Genomic DNA, 22,086 nt, shown 5'->3' with positions numbered 1-22,086 from the left:
CAGGGCGACGCTCCGGGAGGTGTTGGCGTCTCCTGGCAGAGGGGTCAGTCGAGGTCGTAGGCGGAGGCGTCGGTGCTCACGTCGCCGCAGTCCTTCTCCGCCACCGGGGAGTCCGGATTGCAGCGCTTGGCGACGGACTTCGCGTGACCGTCCGCGTAGCCGATGTTTGCCGTGCCGTTGTGGCGGAAGTGCACTCCGTAGTGAGCGTTGGTCCGCATGCCGTCACCGGGCGAGCGCAGGAAGTTGTTCTGGCACAGCGTCGTGCCGCTGTAGAAGGCGCTGTCGGCCAGCAGGACCGTTCCCGTCGGGTCGGAGACTTCAGCCAGACAGGCGGGATGGTCAGCCCGCGCATACCCCCAGGCATGATCCTCTGCCGTTGCTCCCAGCCAGGTGGTGTTGTAACCGTAGCCGCTGAAGGGTCGCCCCCAACTCTGAGCGTTGGGGAAGGACGGGCACTTGGCGATCTCGGCGTTCTTGGTGTAGGGGCCGATCAGCCCCACCGTGTGCGTGCCGTTCCCCCAGTTCACGATGTAGTCCCAGGCATTCTCAACCGTGAAGCTGCTGTCGTAGTAGTATGCGGGAGGAAAGGCCTCATCGGCATCCTGGGCGTACATCGCAAACCCCAGGCACAACTGCTTGATATTTGACAGGCAGCTCGTCTGGCGTGCCTTCTCCCGTGCCCTTGCGAACACGGGGAACAAGACGGCGGCCAGGATCGCGATGATAGCGATCACGACGAGCAGCTCAATGAGCGTGAAACCGTGGCGACGACGCATGGTGAACGGCTCCTTTGGGCTCGGGACGCCCTCGGTCCCGGTCTTCAGAACGCAAAAAGCCGCGACTCACTCGAGTCGCGGCGCAAGGCAAGACGAAACACTCACCCCCCTCCCTCGAGAGGTTGTAGCCCAGCGCTTGCGGGGTCGTCTCCTGACTTCCGGATCAGCCTACTTCCCGCGCCTTCCCATTCCGCGGAAGCGGAATAGTGGCGATAAGCGGGGTTCGTACCCGGTTACAGTTGCGGGGCAGCGACGGCTTCTCACCGTCTTCCATGAGCGCTCTCGCGCTCGCCTCGCAAGCGAATGGTATTCAGTTTGGGGGTCATCTTACCACTTCGCAACTGCGCTGGCAAGCTCAGCCGGCGCGTCGTTGCAAGAGCCTACCCGTTGTGCTACACTACCGCCCGCGGGCCTTGGCCTTCGAGGCGCGACCTGTAGGGCTGTTCGGGCTTCAGGGGACCGAGCTGCAGATGCAGCCGGTGGCGCCTGTTGTCCGGTTACTCCTCCTCTTCACGGTGGTCTCTTGCTGAATCGTCAGGGCGTCCTGCTGGTAGTCTCCGGCCCTTCGGGGGTTGGCAAAGGCACCGTGATCCGGGAGCTGCTCGCCGCGCATCCTGAGGTCAGTCGCTCGGTTTCCTGTACCACTCGAGCGCCACGCCCCGGCGAAGCGGATGGCGACGACTACCATTTCATCTCGGTCGAGGAGTTTGGGCGCCTGCGCAGCGAGTCCGGGTTCCTCGAGTGGGCCTCCGTGCACGGCGACCTGCTCTACGGCACGCCTCGTGAGCCAGTCCTTCGGGCGCTGGCACGGGGCGAGGACATCATTCTTGAGATCGACTACCAGGGGGCGCGCAGCGTTCGGACAGAACTGGGCGGCCGTGCCGTTCTGGTGTTCATCGCTCCGCCTTCGTGGGAAGCTCTGCATAGCCGGCTGGTGGGTCGCGAGACCGAGGCCGAGGCCGACGTGCGACGCAGACTGAACACCGCCCTGGCTGAGATTGCGCACCTGGACCTGTTCGAGTATGTTGTCGTCAACGATGACCTTGCCTGCGCGATGGGCCAGCTCGAAGCCATTCTTCTGGGAGAGCGCAACCGGCTTGGGCGCCTCGACTGGCGCGGGCTTCAGGCCGGACTGCTGCAGGAGGCGGAGGCCGATCGGTTGTGAGTCAGACAGCGCTGCAGGGGCGACGAGTGGTTGTCGGGGTCTGCGGCGGAATTGCCGCCTACAAGGCCTGCGAAGTGGTCAGTCGCTTGCGTCAGGCCGGGGCTGAAGTGCGCGTCGTCTGCACCCGCAACGCCACCGAGTTTGTCGGTCTGACCACCTTCCGCGCTCTCTCCGGGCAGGATGTTGCCTGCGAGACCTTCGGCGCGATTGCCGCTCTGGAGATCGAGCACATTTCGCTGGCTGAGTTCGCTGAGACGATGGTCGTCGTCTCTGCGACCGCCAATGTGATCGGTAAGGTCGCCTCGGGTATCTGCGACGATCTGCTCACCACGACCATCAGTGCCGCGGCGGGCAAGGTCATCTTCGCACCGGCCATGAACTGGCGCATGTGGGGAAACCCCATCACCCAGCGGAACGTTACTACCCTAAGGGACCTCGGCTACTGGTTCGTCGGGCCTGATTGCGGTCATCTGGCCTGTGGGGAAGAGGGCATGGGCCGCCTCAGCGCGGTCGAGGATATCCTCGATGCCGTCGACCAGGCGCTCGGGCCGACCGAGAGCAAGCTGACTGGGAAGCGCGTGCTCATCACCTCCGGACCGACCCGCGAGTGGATTGATCCGGTGCGCTTCCTCTCGAATCCCTCCAGCGGCAAGATGGGCTATGCCCTGGCCCGGGAGGCGCTGGCTCGGGGAGCCCGGGTGACGGTCGTTACCGGGCCAACTCATGAGCGTGCTCCTTGGCGTGCCGAGGTCGTGCCGGTCGATACGACGGCGGAGATGCTGGAGGCCGTCTCGGCCCGGCATCATGAGACCGACGTCCTGGTAGCCGCTGCAGCCCCGGTGGATTTCTCGCCGGTGCGACGCACCGACCACAAGATCAAGAAGACTTCCGACCTTGCAGCCCCGGACGCCACGGCCCATCTGGTCCTGGAGTTGCAGGAGACGCCGGATATCCTCGCGACCCTGGCTTCGCGCAAGGGGTCGCGGATACATGTGGGGTTCGCCGCAGAGACGCATGAGGTCGAGGCGAATGCCCTGGGCAAGCTCCAGCGCAAGAATCTGGATGCCATCGTCTCCAACGACATAACGGCGCCAGGCGCCGGGTTCGCCGGCGATACGAACGAAGTCACCATCTATCATCGGACTGGCGAGATGCGGCGAGTGCCGCAGGCCGACAAACGAGACATCGCGATAGCGATCTGGGACGAAATCGAAAAGCTGATTGGCTGAAGGCTGTCTCCACAAGGGAGGACACCACGTTGCCGAAGGTTTATAGCCTGACTTCCGAGTCCGTGACCGAAGGCCATCCCGACAAGGTGTGCGACCAGGTTTCCGATGCAGTTCTCGACTTCATCATGGCCCATGACACCAACCTGCCCAAGGCGCGTGTGGCGGTTGAGACCCTGGTCACCACCGGCACCTGCATCGTCGCCGGCGAGGTAACCACCGACTGCTACGTTCCCGTCGACGAAGTCGTTCGGAGCACGGTCGAGGGGATCGGCTACACCCGTGCCAAGTACGGTTTCGACGCCGAGACCATCGGCGTGCTGACCGCCATCCATGCACAGTCGCCCAACATTGCCCAGGGCGTGGACACCGGTGGTGCCGGCGACCAGGGCATGATGTTTGGCTTCGCCTGCAACGAGACGCCCGAACTGATGCCGATGCCGATCATGCTGGCCCACAAGCTGGCCCGGCGGCTGGCAGAGGTGCGCAAGAACGGGACGCTGGATTACCTGCGACCGGACGGCAAGACCCAGGTAACCGTGCGCTATGAGGACGACAAGCCCGTTGCCGTGACAAAGGTCCTCCTGGCGGCTCAGCACCGACGCGGGATGGACTGCAAGCTGATGCACGCCGATCTCATCGAGACCGTCGTCGAGCCCATCATCCCGAGAGAGCTGCGGGACGCCGGCATGGAGGTCCTGGTCAACTGCACCGGCGTGTTCGAGATCGGCGGCCCTCAGGCCGACACCGGACTTACCGGCCGCAAGATCATCGTCGACACCTACGGTGGCCTGGCCCGGCACGGCGGCGGCGCCTTCAGCGGCAAGGATCCGACGAAGGTTGACCGTTCCGGCGCCTACATGGCTCGGTACATCGCCAAGAACGTCGTCGCTGCCGGCCTGGCAGACCGCTGCGAGCTGCAGATTGCCTATGCCATTGGCGACCCGAAGCCCTTCTCCGCTGCTGTCTTCACCTTCGGCACTGCCAAGATCCCGGAGGATCGCATCGCCGACATCGTTCTCAACCAGTTCGACCTGTCGCCTGCCGGCATGATCGAGACTCTGGACCTGCGTCGCCCCATCTACCGGCGCACCGCTGCCTACGGTCACTTCGGCCGCGAGGAGCCGGAGTTCACCTGGGAGAAAGTAGACCGCGTCGAGCAGCTCAAGGAGGCCGCGGGTCTCTAGGGGCCCTGTGGTACCCACCTGCCTGCCCGATCCATCATGAACGCAAGCCAACCGTCCCTGTTTGACGAAGAGGTACAGCAGGGGACCTTCTGCGAAGTCGTGATTGAGCTCAGTACCCGGTCACTGGACCGGGTACTGACGTATTTGGTCCCCGAAGAGCTGAGCGACCTGATCCAGGTCGGCAGCTACGTGCGCGTGCCTCTTGGCCGCCAGACCGCCTGTGCCTACGTGGTCGGCCTGACGGAGACGCCCCCGGCGTTTGCCACGAAGCCTGTGATCGAGAAGGTGCTCGACGAGGACCCTCTCAGCGAGAACGAGGTTGACCTCGCCCGCTGGCTGGCAGATCGCTATCGTGCGCCCTTCGCAGCAGCCCTTAAGTGCCTGCTTCCACCAGGCAGCAGCCGCAAGACCGAGCGGGTCCTGCAGCTCACCCCGCGAGGGCAGGAGTCTGGGGCTGTGAAGTCCCTCTCCGGCGCGCCGAGCCAGCAGGTGGTGCTGCGGGTCCTGCAGCAGAAGGACGGCGTGAGTGTGCGCCAGGTCGTCAAGACCCTTGGAGCCAACAAGGACGTGGCGTCGCGGGTCTCCAGTGCGGTCGCAGCGCTCCGGCGCAAGGGTCTGGTCATCGAGACCTCGCGTCTGCGGCGTCCGGCCGCTTCGGACAAGATGCAGCAGTTCGCTTGCCTCGCACCCGGCGAGCGCGACTGGCAGGAGGTCATCAGCGGGCTGCAGCGGCGAAGCCCGCGTCGTGCCGAGGTGATCTCGACCCTCCTGTCTGCCGCGGGCGAGCCCGTACGCAGCTCCGAGCTACCGCGGGAGCCCCTGAAGGCCCTCGTGAAGCTTGGTCTGGTTCAGGTGCAGTCGGAACGCCTCCTGAGGACCCCGACCGGCGTGAGTCTGCGCTGCGGTTCGTCGACCTGCCTGACGCCGAATCCCGCCCAGCAAGCGGCTCTCGACCAGGTCCGGGCAGCCCTCGATCGACGCGAGCCGGTCTCCTTCCTGCTGCACGGCGTCACGGGAAGCGGCAAGACAGAGGTGTACCTGCAGAGCATTGATGCGGCCCTTTCGCAGGGGCGCAGTGCGATCGTCCTGGTCCCCGAGATATCGCTCACTCCCCAGACCGTCGGGCGCTTCCAGTCACGTTTCGGCGCTCGACTGGCTCTGCTCCACAGTGCGCTAGGACCTGGGGAACGCCATGACGAGTGGGAGCGAATCCGGCGTGGCGACGCGGACATCGTAGTCGGCGCTCGCTCTGCTATCTTCGCCCCGTGCCATGACCTGGGCGTGATCGTGGTGGATGAGGAGCACGAGGGAGCCTACAAGCAGGATTCAGAGCCCCGCTATGCAGCGGCTGAGGTGGCGGCAGAGAGAGCCCGACGCGAAGGCGCCGTGCTGCTTCTGGGAAGCGCCACACCCATGGTCGAGACCTACTTCGCCGCATCGACGCCACCGGAGGCGCTTCCGGCCTCCTGTGGTAGCAATGGGCTACCCCTTCGGTTGGTCGAATTGCCGGAGCGCATTGATAACCGCCCACTGCCGCCGGTGGAACTGGTGGACCTGCGTGAGGAGCCTCGCGGTCGCGATGACGGCACCTTCTCCCGGCCGCTTCTGGAGGCTCTGCAGGAGTGCCTTGCTGCCGGGCAACAGGCCATCCTGTTTCTCAACCGTCGCGGGTTCTCCACCTTCGTCATGTGCCGGGAATGCGGCTTCAGCCTCCGCTGCCCCGACTGCGCGGTGTCCCTGACCTACCACCATCGCACGCGACGGATGCGCTGCCACCATTGCGACTACGAGCGTGCCGTGCCGGATCAGTGCGACAACTGCAAGGGGTATGACATCGGCTTCCATGGCCTGGGAACCGAGCGTGTTGCGGACCAGGTGGAGAGGCTGATGGAGGGCGCCCTTGTAGCCCGGATGGACCGCGACACAACGGGACGTAAGGGAGCCTATGCCGACATTCTGGGCAGCTTCGCAGCAGGGAAGGCCAACGTCCTGGTGGGTACGCAGATGATCGCCAAGGGGCACGACTTCCCAAATGTGACCCTGGTCGGCGTGCTCAACGCGGATACCGGGCTGAACCGGCCGGACTTCCGTGCGGCCGAGAGAACTTTCCAGGTTCTTACCCAGGTGAGTGGCCGCGCCGGGCGCGCAGAAAAGCCCGGACGAGTGATCGTTCAGACCTACAACCCGGACCACTACGCCATCGAGGCGGCGGCCCATCATGACTACGCGGCGTTCTATCAAAGGGAGCTTGATTCACGCCGCGCAAACATGTATCCTCCTTACGTAAGTCTCATCAAGATCGGGTTCACGGACGCTGAGGAAGAGCGTGCTCTGGCCACGGCACGACGTTGTGCCGTGCTTCTTCAGGAGTTGGGCCTCGCGCACAAGAAGGGTGCAGTCCACTTCCTGGGACCGGCCGAGGCGCCGCTGCACAAACTGCGCGGCCAATGGCGCTACCACCTGCTGGTGAAGGGCCCTGACGCGGTATCTGTCCGTGAGGTTGTGGATACGGTGCTCGAGCGCCTTGGCGGTACGGGCGATACGGTCATCACTGTGGATGTTGACCCAATGGACATGATGTAACGAGCCCCCGGAGTCGATCTGGAGGGCTCTCCGAGGAACCGGCCCTGCGAGATGGGCGTTCACAAAACGAGTGAGACGCCTTCGCTGGGTTACGAAGCCGAGAAGTGAGGACGTGGCAAATGGCGAAGCGGGATATAGTGTTCTGCGGCGATCCGATTCTGCGCCGCAAGGCCAAGCCCATCAAGGAGATCACCCCTGAGGTCGTCGAGTTGCTGGCGGACATGGCCGAGACGATGATTGAGGCCCCCGGCGTGGGACTTGCAGCGCCCCAGGTCGGTGAGTCGGTGCGGGCGATCGTGGTCCTGGAGTGCGGGGATGGGGAAGATCGCGTCCATGCGCTCATCAACCCCCGGATTATGAAGCGACAAGGCGAGGAGGAGGGTCCGGAGGGATGTCTGAGCCTGCCCACTCTCCAGGGAATGGTGACCCGGGCGGCGAAGGTCAAGGCAGAGGGCCTGGACGTCGAGGGCAATCGCGTCCAGATCGAGGCCGAGGGGCTGCTGGCCCGTGCCTTGCAGCATGAGATCGACCACCTCAACGGCGTGCTTTTCATAGACACCGTGGACCTCGATACCCTGGGCTGGCTTGTGCCGGATCAGGACGATGAAGACGGGTACGCCCTGGTCCCCACCACGCGTGAGGAGGCAGTGGCGCGATTCGCGCAGATGCTCAAGAAGGCAGAGGCGGGGTAGACCATGCGGGTAGCCTTTTTCGGTACCCCGGCCCTGTCGGCACGGTACCTGTCGGCCCTGGCGCAGCACCACCAGGTCACAGGTGTCGTGACGCAGCCCGACCGGCCCAGCGGACGGCACAGGACGCCGGTGCCATCACCGGTCAAGGAGCAGGCTCTGGGGATCGGGGCACAGGTCTTGCAGCCTGAAGCCGGAAAATGCAGCGGTGCGTGTGCGGTCTTGGAGCAGGGGAACCCGGAGACCTGTGTGGTGGTGGCCTTCGGCCAGAAGCTGCCCTGCGGACCTCGGAATTGTACGGTCGGCCGGTGCATCAATGTGCACTACTCCTTGCTGCCGAAGCTGCGGGGCGCCGCTCCCGTGCAGCATGCTCTCTTGCAGGGGCTGAAACGAACCGGGGTTACCATCCAGCACATTGCCCCGGGCTGGGATGAAGGCGATGTCATCCTTCAGCGCGAACTGGACATACTGCCCGAGGACACCTGTGGGACGCTGACGGACCGTCTAACAGACCTGGGAATTGAGACGCTTCTGGAAGCTCTGGCTCTGATCGCCGATGGTACAGCGCCGCGAGTTCCCCAGGACCACGCGCAGGCCACCTTCGCACCTTCGGTGAAGAAGGGCGATGGCCTGATCGACTGGAACCTGCCGGCAGAGGCCCTTGAGCGGGCCGTCCGAGCCTACAATCCCTGGCCGACCGCCCATACGACGCTAGCAGGCAAGGGGCTGCGTGTGCTCCGGGCCCACCTCGACGCCGACACGATCGTTGAGAGTGGGGAAGGAGAAGTGGGGACCTTCGTGGAAGTGTCTACCGAGGCGGCGGCGGTGACCTGCGGTCACGGCCGCCTGTGGCTGGATGAAGTGCAGCTCGAGGGCAAGAAGCGTATGACGGCACCTGAGTTCCTGCGTGGCGCCCGGCTTACTGTCGGCGCCCGGCTTGGCTAGATCAGGTCGAGAGACCACGTAGCCCTGTGGCCACCCATTTCGTCTGCCAAAGCTGGAGCCCAATGGACGAAGAAACCCAACAGCTCTTCGAGGAAGCAAACAAGGCCCGCCTCAGCGGAGACTACGAGAAGGCACTGCCTTTGCTCGAGGACGCGGTGCGCGCGTGCCCCGACGCAGCCGCCTGCTGGTGGGCCCTCGGGCACGTGCTGCTCAACACGGGCGATTTCGACCGTGCCATTGCCCGGATGGAGAAGTCCACGGAACTGGAGCCAGAGAACCAGCGCTACTGGCTCGACCTTGCCAGATCCCTGGAGATGCTGGGCGAGTATGAGCGTGCCCGGCCTGCTCTGGAGAAGATACTTGAGATCGACGGTAGTACCCGGGAGGCCGGCGAAGCCCGCAAGAGCCTCGCCTACTACTAGTCCCATCCGTCGAGCAGTCGTTCCCCCGGGCCGAGTTGCACAAAGCTGCGGGGCTTTCGTCGCCCGCTGTGGCTCGTGTCCCCGGCCAAAGGCGCCCTTCTGAAGACTCCGAACCGGCGGTGTCCTTGCGGTGCGCCGAACGCTCGATAGCGGTGTGTTGCCGTCCATGACAGTCAACGTTCGCTTTGAGCCCGATGGCATAGAGGCTGCAGTCGCAGCCTCTATCACTGTCTCTGAAGCAGCCCACGAAGCCGACCTCAGTCTCCATCTCCCCTGCGGCGGGCGTGGCAAGTGTGGCAAATGCCGCGTGACCGTGCTGTCCGGCTCCCTGTCCGAGCCGACCGTCGAGGAAGTGGAGCTTCTCACCCCTGAGGAGCTGGAAAGCGGCTGCCGGCTTGCCTGTCAGGCCCGGCTCGAGGGCGACGCAGTCATCGAGGTACCGCCAGAAGCCCATGTCATCGGCAAGAAGGCCCTCAACGGCGACTTGGTGCGTCCCGTCAAGCTCCACCCGAATGCCCGGCAGATCCACGTCAAGCTGCCGGCCCCCAGCATCCATGACCAGCGCAGCGACTTCGACCGCCTCGATGGCGCCCTCTCGCAGGTAACGGCGACGCTGCACGCGTGCCCCGCCGCTCTCAGGGTGCTGGCCGGAGCCCTGCGCGAAGGTGACTTCGAGGTCATTGCCTCCATCGTTGGGAGCCGCTTGGTGGACGTTCGCCCCGGCTCGCAGCGGCCCAGGACTCTCGGCGTGGCCGTCGATATCGGCACAACGACCGTCGTCGCCTACCTCGTCGACCTGCTGACCGGCCGACCGCTGACCACGGCCGCCGCCTACAATGAACAGGGACGGCACGGAGCGGATGTCATCTCCCGCATCGAGTACTGCGGCACTCACGAAGATGGTGTAGAGACGCTGCGTGGGCTGGTCCTGCAGACCATCAATGGGATCATCGCCGAAGCCCTGGGAAAGTGTGGCTGCCGGACCGAGGACCTCTACGAGGTCACGATCGTCGGGAACACGGCGATGAACCACCTGTTCATGGGCCTTGACCCTCGGAACCTGGCTCAGGCGCCCTACATCCCCGTGACCACACGCGCTCACGAGTTGGCACCGGCCGAGGCCGGTATCGCCATGCATCCGCGAGGCAGCGTGTTCTGTCTGCCGACCATCGCCGGGTTCGTCGGTGCGGACACGGTCGGCGTGATCCTGGCGACGGATATGCTCGATCGGGGCCATCCGGTTCTTGCCATCGATATCGGCACCAACGGTGAGGTTGCGCTGTGGGCGAAGGGCAAGCTGCTGGTCGCCTCCTGCGCCGCCGGTCCGGCCTTTGAAGGGGCTCAGATCGAGCATGGCATGCGGGCCGCGCCCGGTGCGATCGAGCATGTGCGCCTCAAGGATGAGGGCATCGAGATCCAGACCATCGGTGGGCAGCAGCCAACAGGCATCTGCGGCTCAGGGCTGTTCGATGCAGTGGCGCGGGTCCTCGAACTCGGCGTAGTGGAGAGCTCCGGTCGGTTCGTCGACGGGCAGTTGCCGGCAGGTACCTCGCCGCAGGTCGCCCAACGACTCGTGGGCGAAGGCAACACACGCCGCTTCATCCTCAGCGATCCCGACGACGCGTCTCCCGTGTACCTGTCACAGCGCGATGTGCGGCAGATCCAGCTAGCCAAGGGTGCGGTGCGCGCGGCGGTCGATCTGCTCCTGGAGATGGCTGAGCTCGAGCCCGAAGAGCTCGGCGAGGTGCTCCTTGCCGGTGCCTTCGGGAACTACGTCGACCCGGTGAGCGCTCTACGAATGGGCATGCTCCCACCGGTGCCGGTGGAGCGCATCAAGGGCGTCGGGAATGCTGCGGGAGCCGGTGCTTTGCTTGCCCTGATCTCCCTGGAGGAGCGCCGGCGTGCTGCTGAGCTTGCGGCAGCGGCAGAGCACGTGGAGCTGTCACGGCTGCCGCAGTTCCAGATGGCTTTCATGGATGCAATGGTCTTTCCGTAGTCTTTGAGCGCAAGCGCTACCCTCCGTGCCTTACCGGACCTTCGAAAGGGCCTCAAGCCCTTGCAGCGCAAGGGCCGAATCGGTTAGTATTATCAGGTTGCTGCTACCGGCGTGCTGGCCGGGAGGAAAGCCACAGGGAGGTAGACCCAAAATGGCGGATCTGCAAGCCTTGGCGGACGCTATCATCCAGGGAAAACGCGACGAGGCGACAAAGCTGACAAAGGCTGCGCTCGATGATGGCGTGGCCCCGGCAGACGTTATCAACGAGGGCCTAATCGCCGGGATGTCGGTAGTTGGCACGAAGTTCAAGAACAACGAGTTCTACGTTCCCGAGGTCCTCATTGCCGCACGTGCGATGCACGCCGGCATGGACCTGGTCAAGCCCCTGCTTGCTGAGACCGGGATTGAGCCGCGCGGTGTCGTCGCCATTGGCACCGTTAAGGGCGACCTTCACGATATCGGCAAGAACCTTGTGGCCATGATGCTTGAGGGTGGCGGCTTCGAAGTCGTGGACCTCGGCGTCGATGTGTCACCGGAGAAGTTCGTCGAGTCAGTCAACGCGAAGGGCGTCGGCATCATCGCCCTCTCGGCTCTGCTGACCACCACGATGCCGTCCATGAAGGATACCATCGACGCGCTGGCCGAGGCCGGCGTTCGTGACAGGGTCAAGGTCATGATCGGTGGCGCTCCGGTTACGCAGAACTACGCTGACGAGATCGGCGCCGACGGCTATGCCCCGGACGCCGCCTCTGCTGTGGACGTAGCCAACGAACTGAAGGGTTAGTCCCCTCCTACCACTATTGCTGAAGGGCTGGGCCATGCAGTCTTCTGTGTGGCCCAGCTTATCTGCTTCCTGATTGCCGGCAAACCTATGGAGACATCCGCACGCCCCAACATGCTCCCGTTCTTCCTTATCCTGCTGGTCGCCATCTCGCTGGGTGCAATCGGTCAGGTCCTGCTGAAGTCAGGACTGCGACAGTTGCCTGAAGACGCGTCTGCGGTGACCATTCTGCTGTCCGCGGTCTGCAACTTCCGTGTGTTCATGGGGTTCTTCTGCTACGGGCTCAGCTCACTGGTCTATCTGCTTGCGCTCAAGCGGCTGCCGCTCAGCTACGCCTACCCCATGGTGGCGCTCAGCTACGTCCTGGTAGTGCTCATATCCTGGAAGGTCTTCGATGAGACGATCCCGCCGCTGCGCATTGCGGCGCTGGCGATCATCCTGACCGGCGTTGTCGTGCTGGCGCTCAGCTATGACCACAACGGCAGCGAGACGCCGACGGCACCGACCACGGCTCAGGCCTCCAGCACTTCGCTGCCGGGCAGCGGCACTCCCTGAGCACGCCTTTGCAGCATCCCTCATCTCCGCTACAATGGGGCCGGCTCCTGCCGGCTCTTTTCGTTCCCGAAGAGGAATGCCGCCATGTCCTCGCGCCTTCTGTCCAGGCGGGCCGACCTCTGGGCGGCCTGTGCGCTGGTCGCTCTTGCCCTCGTCTTCTGGAGCCCGTGGCTTCTGCGGGGACAGGTGCCTGTGCCCGCAGACCAGCAGAGCTGGATGCTTCCCTGGGTGGCCTCGCAAGAGCCGGTTCGTGACCCCGCCCAGTGGGATGCGCTCTGGTGGGATGGGGTCGCCCAGTTCTACCCCTGGCGCCTCCAGCTTCATCGTTCGCTGTCGCGGGGCGAGTGGCCGCTGTGGAACCCGGCGCAGCTCTGCGGCTACCCCTTCGTCGGCAACGGCCAGTCGGCGATGCTGTATCCTCCCAACTGGCTGTATGCCGTGCTCGACGCGCGCCGGGGCCTTGCAGCCTCCGCCGCAGTCCACTTCTGTCTCGCACTCCTCCTGACTTTTCTGTATGCCCGCACGATCGGGCTTGCCCTCTGGGCGGCGATGGTCTCGGCGGTCGCCTTCAGTTTCGGCGGCTTCATGATCGGCTGGGTGCCGCTGCCCACGCTGATGAACTGCGCTACCTGGCTGCCGGGTGGGCTTCTGGGCATCGAACTGACCTTCAGGCGTAGGGCTCCGGTTGGTACAGCCGTTCTCGGGCTGTCAGCAGGGATGACGCTTCTTGCCGGGCACTTGCAGATCGCTGCCTATGTGTTGCTTGCGGTCGGTCTGTACGCGCTCTTGCGGCTGGCCGTGCAGGTGTCTCGCAACCACGCCGGACGTTGCCCTCAGCGGCTGCCCTGTCTGCCTCTGGCTGCCGGTCTTGTGCTTGGGGTGGCGCTGGGGGCTGCGCAGGTACTGCCGACGCTCGAACTGGGGCAGCAGTCGCCCCGTGGCGCCGGTACAGCGACCGCTGAGGGCCTGCAGTTCCACATCGAAGGGGCGCTCAAGCCCGCAGAACTGCTGACCTTGCTTCTGCCCGATGCCCTGGGCAACCCGGCCCGTGGTGACTACCTCGGCGCAACGGTCGCACGGGGTGCTGCCTATGGGGAGCGTTGCGGCTATGTGGGCCTGCCGGCCGTGCTGCTGGCGCTCTTTGGCCTGGTTGCGGGCAAGAGTCGCTGGCGCTGGGGCTTTGCTGTTGCCGCCGCTCTGACGCTGTGGGCGGCCATGGGAGGACTCCCGGCACGGCTGCTGTACTTCGGCATTCCCAAGCTTGGGCTCGCCGGTGGATTCCCACGTCTGCTGTGCCTGTACACCTTCGCGGTGGCGGTTCTCGCCGGAGTGGGCCTGCAGGCTCTGCTGCGGCTGTCCGAGCGGGTATCGGGCAGCCTGTCTGGTCTGGCGAGGCTGGTCGGACCGGTTGCTTTGCTCTTGCTCGTCCTCGACCTGTTCACCTGGGGTTGGCGAACGCTGCCCTCAGTTCCATGGGCACGTCTGTACCCCGACACCGCGGTCACCCGCAAACTACAGCAGTTGCGGCAGCCCGGTGACAGGATGCTGGCGGTGACCGAGCGCGGTCACTGGGGCCTTGTGCAGCGGCCCGATGCCGTGCTTCCGCCGAACAGCGCGACCGCCTACGAGGGCCTGGAGAGCATCGACGGGTACGACTCGCTGTTCCCGGCACGCTACCGCAGTTTCGCGGTGCGGCTGGAGAACGAGGGCCGGCAGACGCCGACGGATGTGGCCCCGCTGGCCAACGGGAACATGATCTTGCTGGAGAACACTGCCTCGCCGCTCCTGAGTCTGCTCGGGGTGCGCTGGATTGCCACGCGAGACGGTGGACAGGTCGGGACCTCGGAGGACGGCTGGTTCCGGGCGGATGGCCTGTTAGTGCGGGAGAATCCGCAGGCCTTCTCGCGTGCCTTCCTGACCGATCCCGAGCTTCCGGGCAAGGGCGATGTCCTCCAGCGGCTGGCCTATGGATCGCCCTCCTTGCGTCAGATCGTGCCCTTCGGCGACCCGGGCACGTGCAATCGCTATGACCTGGCACTGCCCACGCGGGACCGCTCGAAAGTGCTGATCGTCACGAACACGGCCTACCCGGGATGGCACGCCTGGGTTGGCGGGGTGCCGATGCCGGTGATGACCGTCGGCGAGACCTTCCAGGGCATTGCCGTCAACGCAGGGCCTGCTTGCCGGGTACTGCTGGCCTTCGTCCCGAGTACCGTCCTATCCGGCCTGTTTCTGATGCTCCTGGGGAGTGCTGCGATCGCCGGTCTGGGGGCCTTCTCACTCGCTCAGCGGCGACGGGCGGGCGGCGATGCCCGGTGCTGAAGCGCGTGACCTTGCTTGAGATGGCGTTGGTGCTGCTGTGGTCGGTGGCCGTGATGGCGCTGACTGGTCTGCCGTACCGTGCGGCGCAGAAGGCTGCTGGACCCGGGCAGCATTTCGCCGGGTTCCTATGGGGTGTAGACGAGGGGAACGTGTACCTGCAGTGGGTTCGGCAGGCATCTGAGGGTCGGTTCCTGCTGCGGAATCAGTACACCGTCAAGAACCAGTCGCCGCATTTCGTGAACGTGTTCCTCTGGAGCCTGGGCCGGGTCTGCGCGCACACCGGCATGACTGGGCAAAGGGTCCTCGCGGGTGCTCGCTACGTGTGTGGCGTCTTCTGCCTCCTGTGCCTGTACCTGCTGGCGGCCGAATTGACGGCGGATCGTCGGGCACGAGCAGCGGCCCTGGCGCTGGCAAGTCTCTCCTCGGGTCTGGGCTGGGTTGTGGTGCTGATGGGGCAGGGGGGAGCGGTGGCCGGTGTCCCCTTGTACCCGATGGACGTCGCGGAGGGCTGGCAGGCGCAGCCCGAGGCCGTCACCTTCCTTTGCTTGCTGCTCAACCCGCTGTTCTCTTTCGCCACCGGCCTCCTGGCCCTGACCTTGCTGCAGGGGAGCCGGGTGACGGATCCTGAGGCCAGGCAGGCTGCGCTCTGGACCGGCCTGCTGCTCCTGCTCCTGGGCAATGTGCACGGCTACGACATCGTCCCGGTGCATCTGGCTGTGCTCCTGTGGCTGGTGGCGGGCTGGTGGACGGGACGGCTTGCGCTCGGCTCTGCCCTGGGGCGGTACGCGGTGGTAGCCCTTGTCTCGGCGGCGTCGCCTTTGTGGGCGCAGTACACAGCACACGTCGATCCCGCCTACCTGGCCAAGATCAGCACGCCGACGCTCACAGCGCGACCGGTTGACCTGGCAGTGGGCTACGGCTTGGTCTTGCTGCTGGCACTGGGCGGCGTCTGGGCTCTTGCTGGTGAGGACAGGAGCACGCGTCGGCGGGTCACCCTGGCCTTCTGGATTGCCCTCGCGCTGGGCGTGCTGGGTCTGGTACTCGAGTTGGTACAGGCGCCGACTATCCTGTGCCGGATGCCGGTCTTCGCGCTGCCGCTTCTGGTGCTGTGGGTGATGGGCGACCGGCAGCGTCGCGACGCGGGCGACTGGCGACCGTGGTTCCTGGTCGCCTACGTGGCGGCGGTCGCCGCCTGCCTCTACCTGCCTGTTTCCTTCCAGCGCAAGATGATCGAGGGCCTGCATCTGGGCCTGTCGATTCTGGGTGGGTTCGCGCTGGCGTCAGTCCTCGGACACCGCAAGAGCACCGGGGGCAGAGGTGCCGTCACTCTGAGCTACCCGGTTCGTGCGATGGTGGTTGGTGCGATCGTGGTGGCGACGGTGCCCTCGAACCTCCTGTTCGTGCAGGGGTGTCTGCGACAGGTGGCGGCCAACAACCGCAACCTGCTCGGGGTGCTGGCCCCACCGATGTACCTGTCTGATGACGAAGTGGAGGCCATGCAGTGGTTGGGGCGGAACTGCACCGAGGACGATATCCTGCTCAGTTCCAGCCTCACCGGCTGCCATGTGCCGGCCTATGCACGCTGCCTGCTGGTGATTGGGCACTGGGCGGAGACGCTGGATTTTCCGGTCTTCGCGGCCGAGGTCGGGCGGTTCTACCAGCCGGCGAGTCCTGCGCCCGCCCGTGAGGCTCTGCTGTCTACCTGGAATCCGCGTTTCGTGTGGTGGGGACCGCAGGAGCGGGTTTTGCAGGAAGCCATGACCGGCGCGAGTCCCACTGATCCCTGCGAGGGGCTTCCGGGCCTGCGACTGGCCTATCACAATGCCGAGGTCCGCATCTACGAACGGACCCCGTGAGCGCACCATGAAGGCTGCTACACTCAGCGACAACCTGCCCGGCTCCCGGCGCCGTGAGCGATGGGCCGACCTCGCCGCCCTGGCGATCCTGGCTGCCCTTGCAGTCGGGGTGCTGTGGCGTGCGAACCTCACCGGCAAGGCGCTGGTGCCCGGCGATCTGCTGCTGCTCATGGAGCCCGGGAGGCACCATGCTGCGGAGTTCCCCGAGTTCCAGCGGGTGCACAATCCGGTGCTAGACTCTCTGCAGCAGTACTACCCGTGGCGCCAGTATGCCGGGGAGCGATTGCGGCAGGGGCAGTTCCCGCTGTGGAACCCTTACGAGCTGTGCGGCACGCCCTTCCTGGCCAACAACCTCTCCGCGGTCCTCTACCCGGAGACCTGGCTGCACGCCCTGATGCCGACACAGAGGGCCCTGGGCTGGGCGAGTTCGCTGGCCTTCTTCACCGGCGGCAGTCTGATGTACTGGTTCCTGCGGGTTCTGGGGCTGCGCTGGATCGCCTGCCTCCTGGGCGCCATAGCTTTCATGTTCAACGGCTTCGTGGTCGGGTGGCTGACGGTGCCGCCTTGTCGTTCAGTACCCCTGTGGATTCCGGGCATCCTGGCTGCCTGCGAGACCTTCCTGCGGTCCCGTCGACCAAGTTTGCTGGCTCTCTGCGCGCTCCTGGTGGGGCTGCAGTTCTTGGCGGGACAGCTCCACATCTCCCTGTACGTGCTGATCACCGTGGCGGCGTACCTGCTCTTCCGCTGCGTAGTGCTGTACCGCGAGGGTGAGCGGCGCTTTGCGGTCCAGGCGGCGGTAGCGGCCTTTGCTGCGGTACTTGCGGGAGGACTGCTGGCGGCGGCCCAGTTGCTGCCTGTGCTGGAGCTGACGAGGGTATCCTCACGTGCTGCCGGTATGAGCTACGCGGACTTGCTGGCCAACGGTCTGCCTTTAGCGCGACTGCTGACGGTCTTCTCACCGAATCTGCTGGGCAGTCCAGTAGATACCAATGACTGGGGCGACTATCTGGGTCGCGGGTATAAGGCCTACATGGAGGGCGCTTTCTACGTCGGGGTCGCGCCGCTTCTCCTGGCTCCGATAGGCTTCCTCAGGAGCCGTCGCGAGGCCCTCTTCTGGGTCTGCCTCGCTGTCGTGGGAGTGCTGCTGGCCACCGGGACGCACCTGAACGCACCCTTGTACTTCCTGGTCCCCGGGTACCGCTCGCTGGCTGGAATCAGCCGCGCGGTGCTGCTGGTGTCGGTGGCGATCTCCGTCCTGGGGGCGATGGGACTCAGCGCGCTGCTTGACACGTCCGCGAAGGACCCCGGTGCTGCCGTGCGAGCGCTCAGCCGTTCCGCGCTGGAGGTCGGCCTGCTGGGGCTTGTCGCCGGCGGCTGGGCATGGATGTACACGGGCGGCCTCGAGGTGCAGCTACCGGGCCTGGGTCAGTACACCACGCACCAGGTGCTGCGGTTCGTGGGGTTCCTATCGGCGGCAGTGGTCGGCTCGCTGATCGCCGTGCGCAGTCCGAAGCTGGGCACGACGGTCGTGCTGGTCGGCCTGGTGCTCGACCTGGGGCTGTTCGTGGACCGTTTCACGCCCTCGGTCAACCCGGCCTACCTCTCCATACGGTCGCCGGTGATCGAGCGCATGAAGGCCGCCGAGCCGGGCTCCCGTATCCTCACTCTCGGTCGCGATGCTCTGCGCAGGATGTCGCCCAACACGGCGATGATCGTCGGCCTGCGCGATGTGCAGGGCTCGGAATCGCTCGAGATCGGTGCCTATCGGCGGCTTCTGACCGCGATCTCCAGCGAGTGCTATGGATTCGCGCAGCCCGATCCCGGCAGTCCCGTGGTCGACCTGCTGGGTGCGCGGTTCGTGTACTCCGGCGTGCCGCTGGAGGGCGTGACAGGGCTGAGGCTGCTGTCTGATGACGAGGGGTACCTGTACGAGAACACGGAGGTACTCCCCCGGGCCTTTGCGGTGTCGAAGCAGGAGACCGTCGCCCCGGAGGCGGTCTCGGAACGGGTCTGTTCGCCTGATTTCCGCCCGCGGGAGGCCGCTGTGGTGTCCAGTGCAGCTCCCTTCTCGAGGGTAGCTCCACCCACCGGGTCGGTCATCGTCGAGGAGCAGTATCCCGAGGCGCTGAGCCTGGGCTCCAGCTTCCGACCGGGACAGGTGATGGTGCTGGCGGATGCGTACTATCCCGGCTGGCATGCCTTCCAGGGAGCTCAGGAGCTGCCGGTGCAGAGGGCTGACGGCGTCCTGAGGGCCGTGCAGACGAGATCCGACTCCTCGCCGGTGCGATTTGTGTACGTGCCCGCGACCTTCTGGGTTGGCGGGTTCCTTACGCTGCTGGCGGCGGCGGTCTTGGTGGGAGTGGCGGTCGCTTCCGGGACGAACAGGGGGTGCAGGCAGTGAGCGACACTGCAGCGCCGTCGCGGAGGCTTCATCACGGCTGGATTGCCGCGCTGATCGGTGTGATCTCCTTCCTGCTTCTGGCCGCCACGAACTCGCTGTACGGCATCACCTACGACGAGCCGATCTACCAGTCGAAGTCGATGCAGGCCGTCGAGTGGCTTAAGGCCCTATCGGTCGATCCCGGCTACGCGATCAGTGCCGAGGGGGTTGACCGTTACTGGCAGGCCACGGACATGCACCCGGGCTTCTACAAGCTCGTAACGGGTATCTCCGGGGTGACGGTCGCCAGTCTGACCGGGTCCAGCGAGGCCCTGCGCACCGGCACGAATCTGCTGGCAGCCCTGTGTCTGGCGGCCTTGTACCTGTTCGTGGCGCCGTTGTGGGGACGTGCGGCCGGTCTCTATGCAGTCGGCGCTCTCCTGCTGATGCCCCATGTCTTCGCTGCCTGCCATCTGGCCGCGCTGGACGCGCCGATCATGGCGATGTGCCTGCTGACGATCGCAGCCACCTGGCGTGCGGCCTACGCCGGAACTTCAGGAACGACAGTGGGAAAGGAGCAGGCTCCCAGGCGACGTCTGAGCCCTGCCTGGCGCTGGTCGCTGCTGGCCGGATTGCTGTGGGGACTGGCCCTTGGGACGAAGCTGAACGCCTTCTTTGTCCCCTTCGCAGTCTTTCCCTGGGCGCTGGTGTACGCTCGGCGGCACCTCGCAAAGCTGGCCGCCTCCTATGCGGTCCTGGGCCCTCTGGTGTTCCTGGGGACCTGGCCCTGGCTGTGGCATGACACAGCGACACGCTTCTCCGAGTACTTCCAGTTCCACTTCCGGCACTGGGAGATCGCGGTGACCTACTTCGGGAAGGTGTACCAAGTCGCGCCCTGGCACTACCCGCTGGTGATGACCACCATCACCACGCCGCCGGTCACCTTGCTGCTGGCGCTGGTTGGTCTGGCGGTGCTGTTCAGAGTGCGCCGGCTGGAGCCTATGCACCGGTCCTTCCTGGTCCTCGCGGCCTGGAGCCTGGTGGTCAACCTCGTGCCCAGTTGCCTGCCCACTTCGCCCAAGTACAACGGTGTGCGGCTGTTCCTGCCGATTTTTCCGTTTATGGCGACGCTTGCCGCGGTAGGATTCAGCAGTCTGTTGCGGCCCTTGGTGGCGCGCTTTGGTCAGGCCGAACAGCGCCCCAAAGTGGTGGCCCTGGCGCTGTTTCTGGCTCTGATCGGCCCCCTGGCGGCAACGGGGAGGTTCACACCCTTCCACTTGTCATACTATAATGCCCTTGTCGGAGGATTGCCGGGAGCCACGCGACTGGGGATGGAGCCGACCTACTGGGGCGACAGCTACCGCAGCGCGGCCCTGTGGCTGGCGGGCAACGCGCCTCAGGGCGCCACGGTCTGGGTTGAGCCGATGGGGTATGAGAGTGCCTTCCGGCTCTTTGAGCTGGGGCCACTGCGACCGGATCTGCACTTCTCGTCGGGGCCGCAGGGCTCTGCAAGCTCCGATTTTGCTGTGACCCAAAACAAACCGACGGAGCTCAGCGACCTCACCCGCAACCTGATTGCGACACAGCAGCCGGTCTACACCGACGGCGTGGACGGGGTGCCGCTGATCTACGTCTTCCGGCTTCGCGGCAGTCAGACGCCTTGACTGCCTTTGAGCTTCTACCGGTGGGACTGTGCTGCTGATCGCGAGCCGGCCCCGGTCTGAAAGAGGTCTGTTCCTTGCCCGAGATTGCTTGTCCGAAAGCCAGGATTCGCGCTCTGCTTACTGACGTCGATGGCGTCTGGACCGATGGCGGCATGTACTTCGACCAGCGGGGCCAGGCCATGAAGCGGTTTGATGTGAAGGATGGTTATATTGTGGCCCTGGTGCGCGAGTCGGGCGTCCGGGTAGTGTGGGTGACGGGCGACGACTCGGACATCACCCGTGCCCGCGCTCGCCGCCTGGGAATTGATCAGGTATGTTCGGGCGTTGAGGAGAAGGGGGCCTGTGTGCAGGCAGTGCTGAAGGAGCATGGCCTTTGTCCGGACGAGATCGTATACATGGGCGACGACCTCAATGACCTGCCGGGGATGTCTGCGGCGGGGTTCAGCGCGTGTCCTGCCGATGCCGTGCCCGAGGTGCGAGAGGCTGCCAGTCTCGTCCTCAGCCGCAACGGCGGGCACGGGGCCATCCGTGAGATCTGCGAACTGATCATGACATGGAACGAGAGGTTCCAGGGGGTTAGTGCAGAGTAGATGGATCTATCGATTTGCATCGTCAGCTACCAGTGCAAGGACAAGCTCCGGGAGTGTCTCGAGAGCCTTCGTGCTCACCGCCCGACGGTTGAGCATGAGGTGATCGTCGTCGACAACGGTTCGACAGACGGGACGCCGGAGATGCTGCGCTCCGAGCTCTACTGGGCGCGTAGCATACTGAACCCCGATAACCGGGGCTTCTCGGTCGCCTGCAACCAGGGCTTCGAGGCGAGTTCGGGGAAGACCCTGATGATGCTGAACCCCGACACCCTCTTGACCCATGACGCCTTCGACGGCCTGCTGCGGTTCGTGCGTGAGCGACCGTGGATCGGTGCGGTCGGCCCGAAACTACTCCAGCCGGACGCTCAGCCGGAGATGTCCTGCCGTGAGTTCCCTACGCTGATGAACGCCCTGTGGAATCTCACCGGCCTGTCGACGGCCTTCAGCGGCAGCAAGGTCTTCGGGCACCTCGAGATGTCCTGGTGGGACCATGCTGAGCCCCGGGCGGTCGATTGGCTCAGCGGCGCTGCCGTCATGTTCACTCGTACTGCCTGGGAGAAGGTCGGGCCGCTCGATGAGGGCTTCTTCCTGCAGGGCGCCGAACTGGATTGGCAGAAGCGGCTGGCGCGGCAGGGCTTCGAGCGCTGGTACCTGCCGACCGCAACGATTCTGCACCATCCCGGGCGCTCCTGGACCAGCAAGGAAGCCGATGAGGTCGTCCCGGTCCATCGGGCCGCCTTCCGCTACTTCCGGAAGCATCACGGGCCGCTGAGCTCCTTCGTTCTGCGAGCCATGGCCACGATCGCAGCGTTGCCGAAGGCTGTGTGGTATGGTCTGGCCTCGGTGCTGTGGTCGCGCAAGGAACAGACCGCGCGGCGAGCGTCAACGGAGTGGCTGCTGCTGCGGACCGCGCTGGGAGTCGCCCCTCGTGGACACTGAGGTCGTGGCG

17 protein-coding genes and 1 riboswitch are annotated in these 22,086 nt (G+C 65.2%); of the genes, 16 read left to right on the top strand and 1 reads right to left on the bottom strand.

Annotated features, from left to right (window positions below; translation table 11 throughout):
* Positions 1–44: 44 nt before the first annotated feature.
* Complete coding sequence (locus ABFE16_05095; GenBank protein ID MEN6344660.1) at positions 45–776, bottom strand: DUF1559 domain-containing protein; 732 nt, start codon at positions 774–776, stop codon at positions 45–47.
* 123 nt (positions 777–899) lie between these two features.
* A riboswitch (cobalamin riboswitch) is annotated at positions 900–1,088 on the bottom strand.
* Between the two features lie 211 nt (positions 1,089–1,299).
* Between ABFE16_05095 and gmk the strand changes: the two genes are divergently transcribed.
* The 16 genes from gmk to ABFE16_05015 all read left to right on the top strand — a co-directional run bounded on the left by gmk (position 1,300) and on the right by ABFE16_05015 (position 22,076).
* Positions 1,300–1,941, top strand: a complete 642-nt coding sequence (gmk, locus tag ABFE16_05090) for a guanylate kinase (protein ID MEN6344659.1) — start codon at positions 1,300–1,302, stop codon at positions 1,939–1,941.
* The gene (gene coaBC, locus ABFE16_05085) at positions 1,938–3,170 is read left to right on the top strand and encodes a bifunctional phosphopantothenoylcysteine decarboxylase/phosphopantothenate--cysteine ligase CoaBC (protein MEN6344658.1); all 1,233 of its coding nucleotides are present in this window, start codon (positions 1,938–1,940) and stop codon (positions 3,168–3,170) included. Before gmk ends, coaBC begins: the two co-directional genes overlap by 4 nt.
* Before the next feature lie 29 nt (positions 3,171–3,199).
* Complete coding sequence (gene metK / locus ABFE16_05080) at positions 3,200–4,354, top strand: methionine adenosyltransferase (GenBank protein ID MEN6344657.1); 1,155 nt, start codon at positions 3,200–3,202, stop codon at positions 4,352–4,354.
* Between the two features lie 36 nt (positions 4,355–4,390).
* Positions 4,391–6,937 (top strand): primosomal protein N', encoded by a 2,547-nt coding sequence (gene priA / locus ABFE16_05075; protein ID MEN6344656.1) that lies wholly within the window; start codon positions 4,391–4,393, stop codon positions 6,935–6,937.
* Positions 6,938–7,056: 119 nt separating this feature from the next.
* Positions 7,057–7,629: a peptide deformylase gene (def, locus tag ABFE16_05070; protein MEN6344655.1), complete on the top strand. Its 573-nt coding sequence runs from the start codon at positions 7,057–7,059 to the stop codon at positions 7,627–7,629.
* Positions 7,630–7,632: 3 nt separating this feature from the next.
* Positions 7,633–8,571: a methionyl-tRNA formyltransferase gene (gene fmt, locus ABFE16_05065; GenBank protein MEN6344654.1), complete on the top strand. Its 939-nt coding sequence runs from the start codon at positions 7,633–7,635 to the stop codon at positions 8,569–8,571.
* 62 nt (positions 8,572–8,633) lie between these two features.
* Positions 8,634–8,993, top strand: a complete 360-nt coding sequence (locus ABFE16_05060) for a tetratricopeptide repeat protein (GenBank protein MEN6344653.1) — start codon at positions 8,634–8,636, stop codon at positions 8,991–8,993.
* 166 nt (positions 8,994–9,159) lie between these two features.
* Positions 9,160–10,989: an ASKHA domain-containing protein gene (locus ABFE16_05055; GenBank protein ID MEN6344652.1), complete on the top strand. Its 1,830-nt coding sequence runs from the start codon at positions 9,160–9,162 to the stop codon at positions 10,987–10,989.
* A gap of 151 nt (positions 10,990–11,140) precedes the next feature.
* The gene (locus tag ABFE16_05050; protein ID MEN6344651.1) at positions 11,141–11,773 is read left to right on the top strand and encodes a corrinoid protein; all 633 of its coding nucleotides are present in this window, start codon (positions 11,141–11,143) and stop codon (positions 11,771–11,773) included.
* A gap of 48 nt (positions 11,774–11,821) precedes the next feature.
* Entirely contained in the window at positions 11,822–12,325 is a 504-nt protein-coding gene (locus tag ABFE16_05045; protein MEN6344650.1) for an EamA family transporter, read from the top strand.
* Positions 12,326–12,409: 84 nt separating this feature from the next.
* Complete coding sequence (locus ABFE16_05040; GenBank protein ID MEN6344649.1) at positions 12,410–14,647, top strand: hypothetical protein; 2,238 nt, start codon at positions 12,410–12,412, stop codon at positions 14,645–14,647.
* A complete protein-coding gene (locus tag ABFE16_05035; protein MEN6344648.1) occupies positions 14,641–16,503 on the top strand; it encodes a hypothetical protein in 1,863 nt (620 codons plus the stop codon). Before ABFE16_05040 ends, ABFE16_05035 begins: the two co-directional genes overlap by 7 nt.
* Before the next feature lie 7 nt (positions 16,504–16,510).
* Entirely contained in the window at positions 16,511–18,904 is a 2,394-nt protein-coding gene (locus ABFE16_05030) for a hypothetical protein (protein ID MEN6344647.1), read from the top strand.
* Positions 18,901–20,547 carry a phospholipid carrier-dependent glycosyltransferase gene (locus tag ABFE16_05025; GenBank protein ID MEN6344646.1) on the top strand — a complete coding sequence of 549 codons (1,647 nt, stop codon included), beginning with the start codon at positions 18,901–18,903 and terminating at the stop codon, positions 20,545–20,547. Before ABFE16_05030 ends, ABFE16_05025 begins: the two co-directional genes overlap by 4 nt.
* Before the next feature lie 74 nt (positions 20,548–20,621).
* Entirely contained in the window at positions 20,622–21,137 is a 516-nt protein-coding gene (locus tag ABFE16_05020) for an HAD family hydrolase (GenBank protein ID MEN6344645.1), read from the top strand.
* The gene (locus tag ABFE16_05015) at positions 21,138–22,076 is read left to right on the top strand and encodes a glycosyltransferase family 2 protein (protein ID MEN6344644.1); all 939 of its coding nucleotides are present in this window, start codon (positions 21,138–21,140) and stop codon (positions 22,074–22,076) included.
* The last annotated feature ends 10 nt before the right edge of the window (positions 22,077–22,086 follow it).

This window comes from Armatimonadia bacterium, assembly GCA_039679385.1.
Taxonomy (GTDB): Bacteria; Armatimonadota; Zipacnadia; order Zipacnadales; family JABUFB01; genus JAJFTQ01.
Note: the sequence above shows the minus strand (reverse complement) of the source record. Positions and strands in the feature narration are given on the sequence as shown.

Coding starts and splice junctions, on each gene's coding strand:
- fmt (MEN6344654.1), top strand. CDS start 7,633: ATGCGGGTAGCCTTTTTCGGTACCCCGGCCCTGTCGGCACGGTACCTG.
- def (MEN6344655.1), top strand. CDS start 7,057: ATGGCGAAGCGGGATATAGTGTTCTGCGGCGATCCGATTCTGCGCCGC.
- ABFE16_05030 (MEN6344647.1), top strand. CDS start 16,511: ATGAAGGCTGCTACACTCAGCGACAACCTGCCCGGCTCCCGGCGCCGT.
- ABFE16_05095 (MEN6344660.1), bottom strand. CDS start 776: ATGCGTCGTCGCCACGGTTTCACGCTCATTGAGCTGCTCGTCGTGATC.
- ABFE16_05040 (MEN6344649.1), top strand. CDS start 12,410: ATGTCCTCGCGCCTTCTGTCCAGGCGGGCCGACCTCTGGGCGGCCTGT.
- ABFE16_05055 (MEN6344652.1), top strand. CDS start 9,160: ATGACAGTCAACGTTCGCTTTGAGCCCGATGGCATAGAGGCTGCAGTC.
- priA (MEN6344656.1), top strand. CDS start 4,391: ATGAACGCAAGCCAACCGTCCCTGTTTGACGAAGAGGTACAGCAGGGG.
- ABFE16_05015 (MEN6344644.1), top strand. CDS start 21,138: ATGGATCTATCGATTTGCATCGTCAGCTACCAGTGCAAGGACAAGCTC.
- ABFE16_05050 (MEN6344651.1), top strand. CDS start 11,141: ATGGCGGATCTGCAAGCCTTGGCGGACGCTATCATCCAGGGAAAACGC.
- ABFE16_05060 (MEN6344653.1), top strand. CDS start 8,634: ATGGACGAAGAAACCCAACAGCTCTTCGAGGAAGCAAACAAGGCCCGC.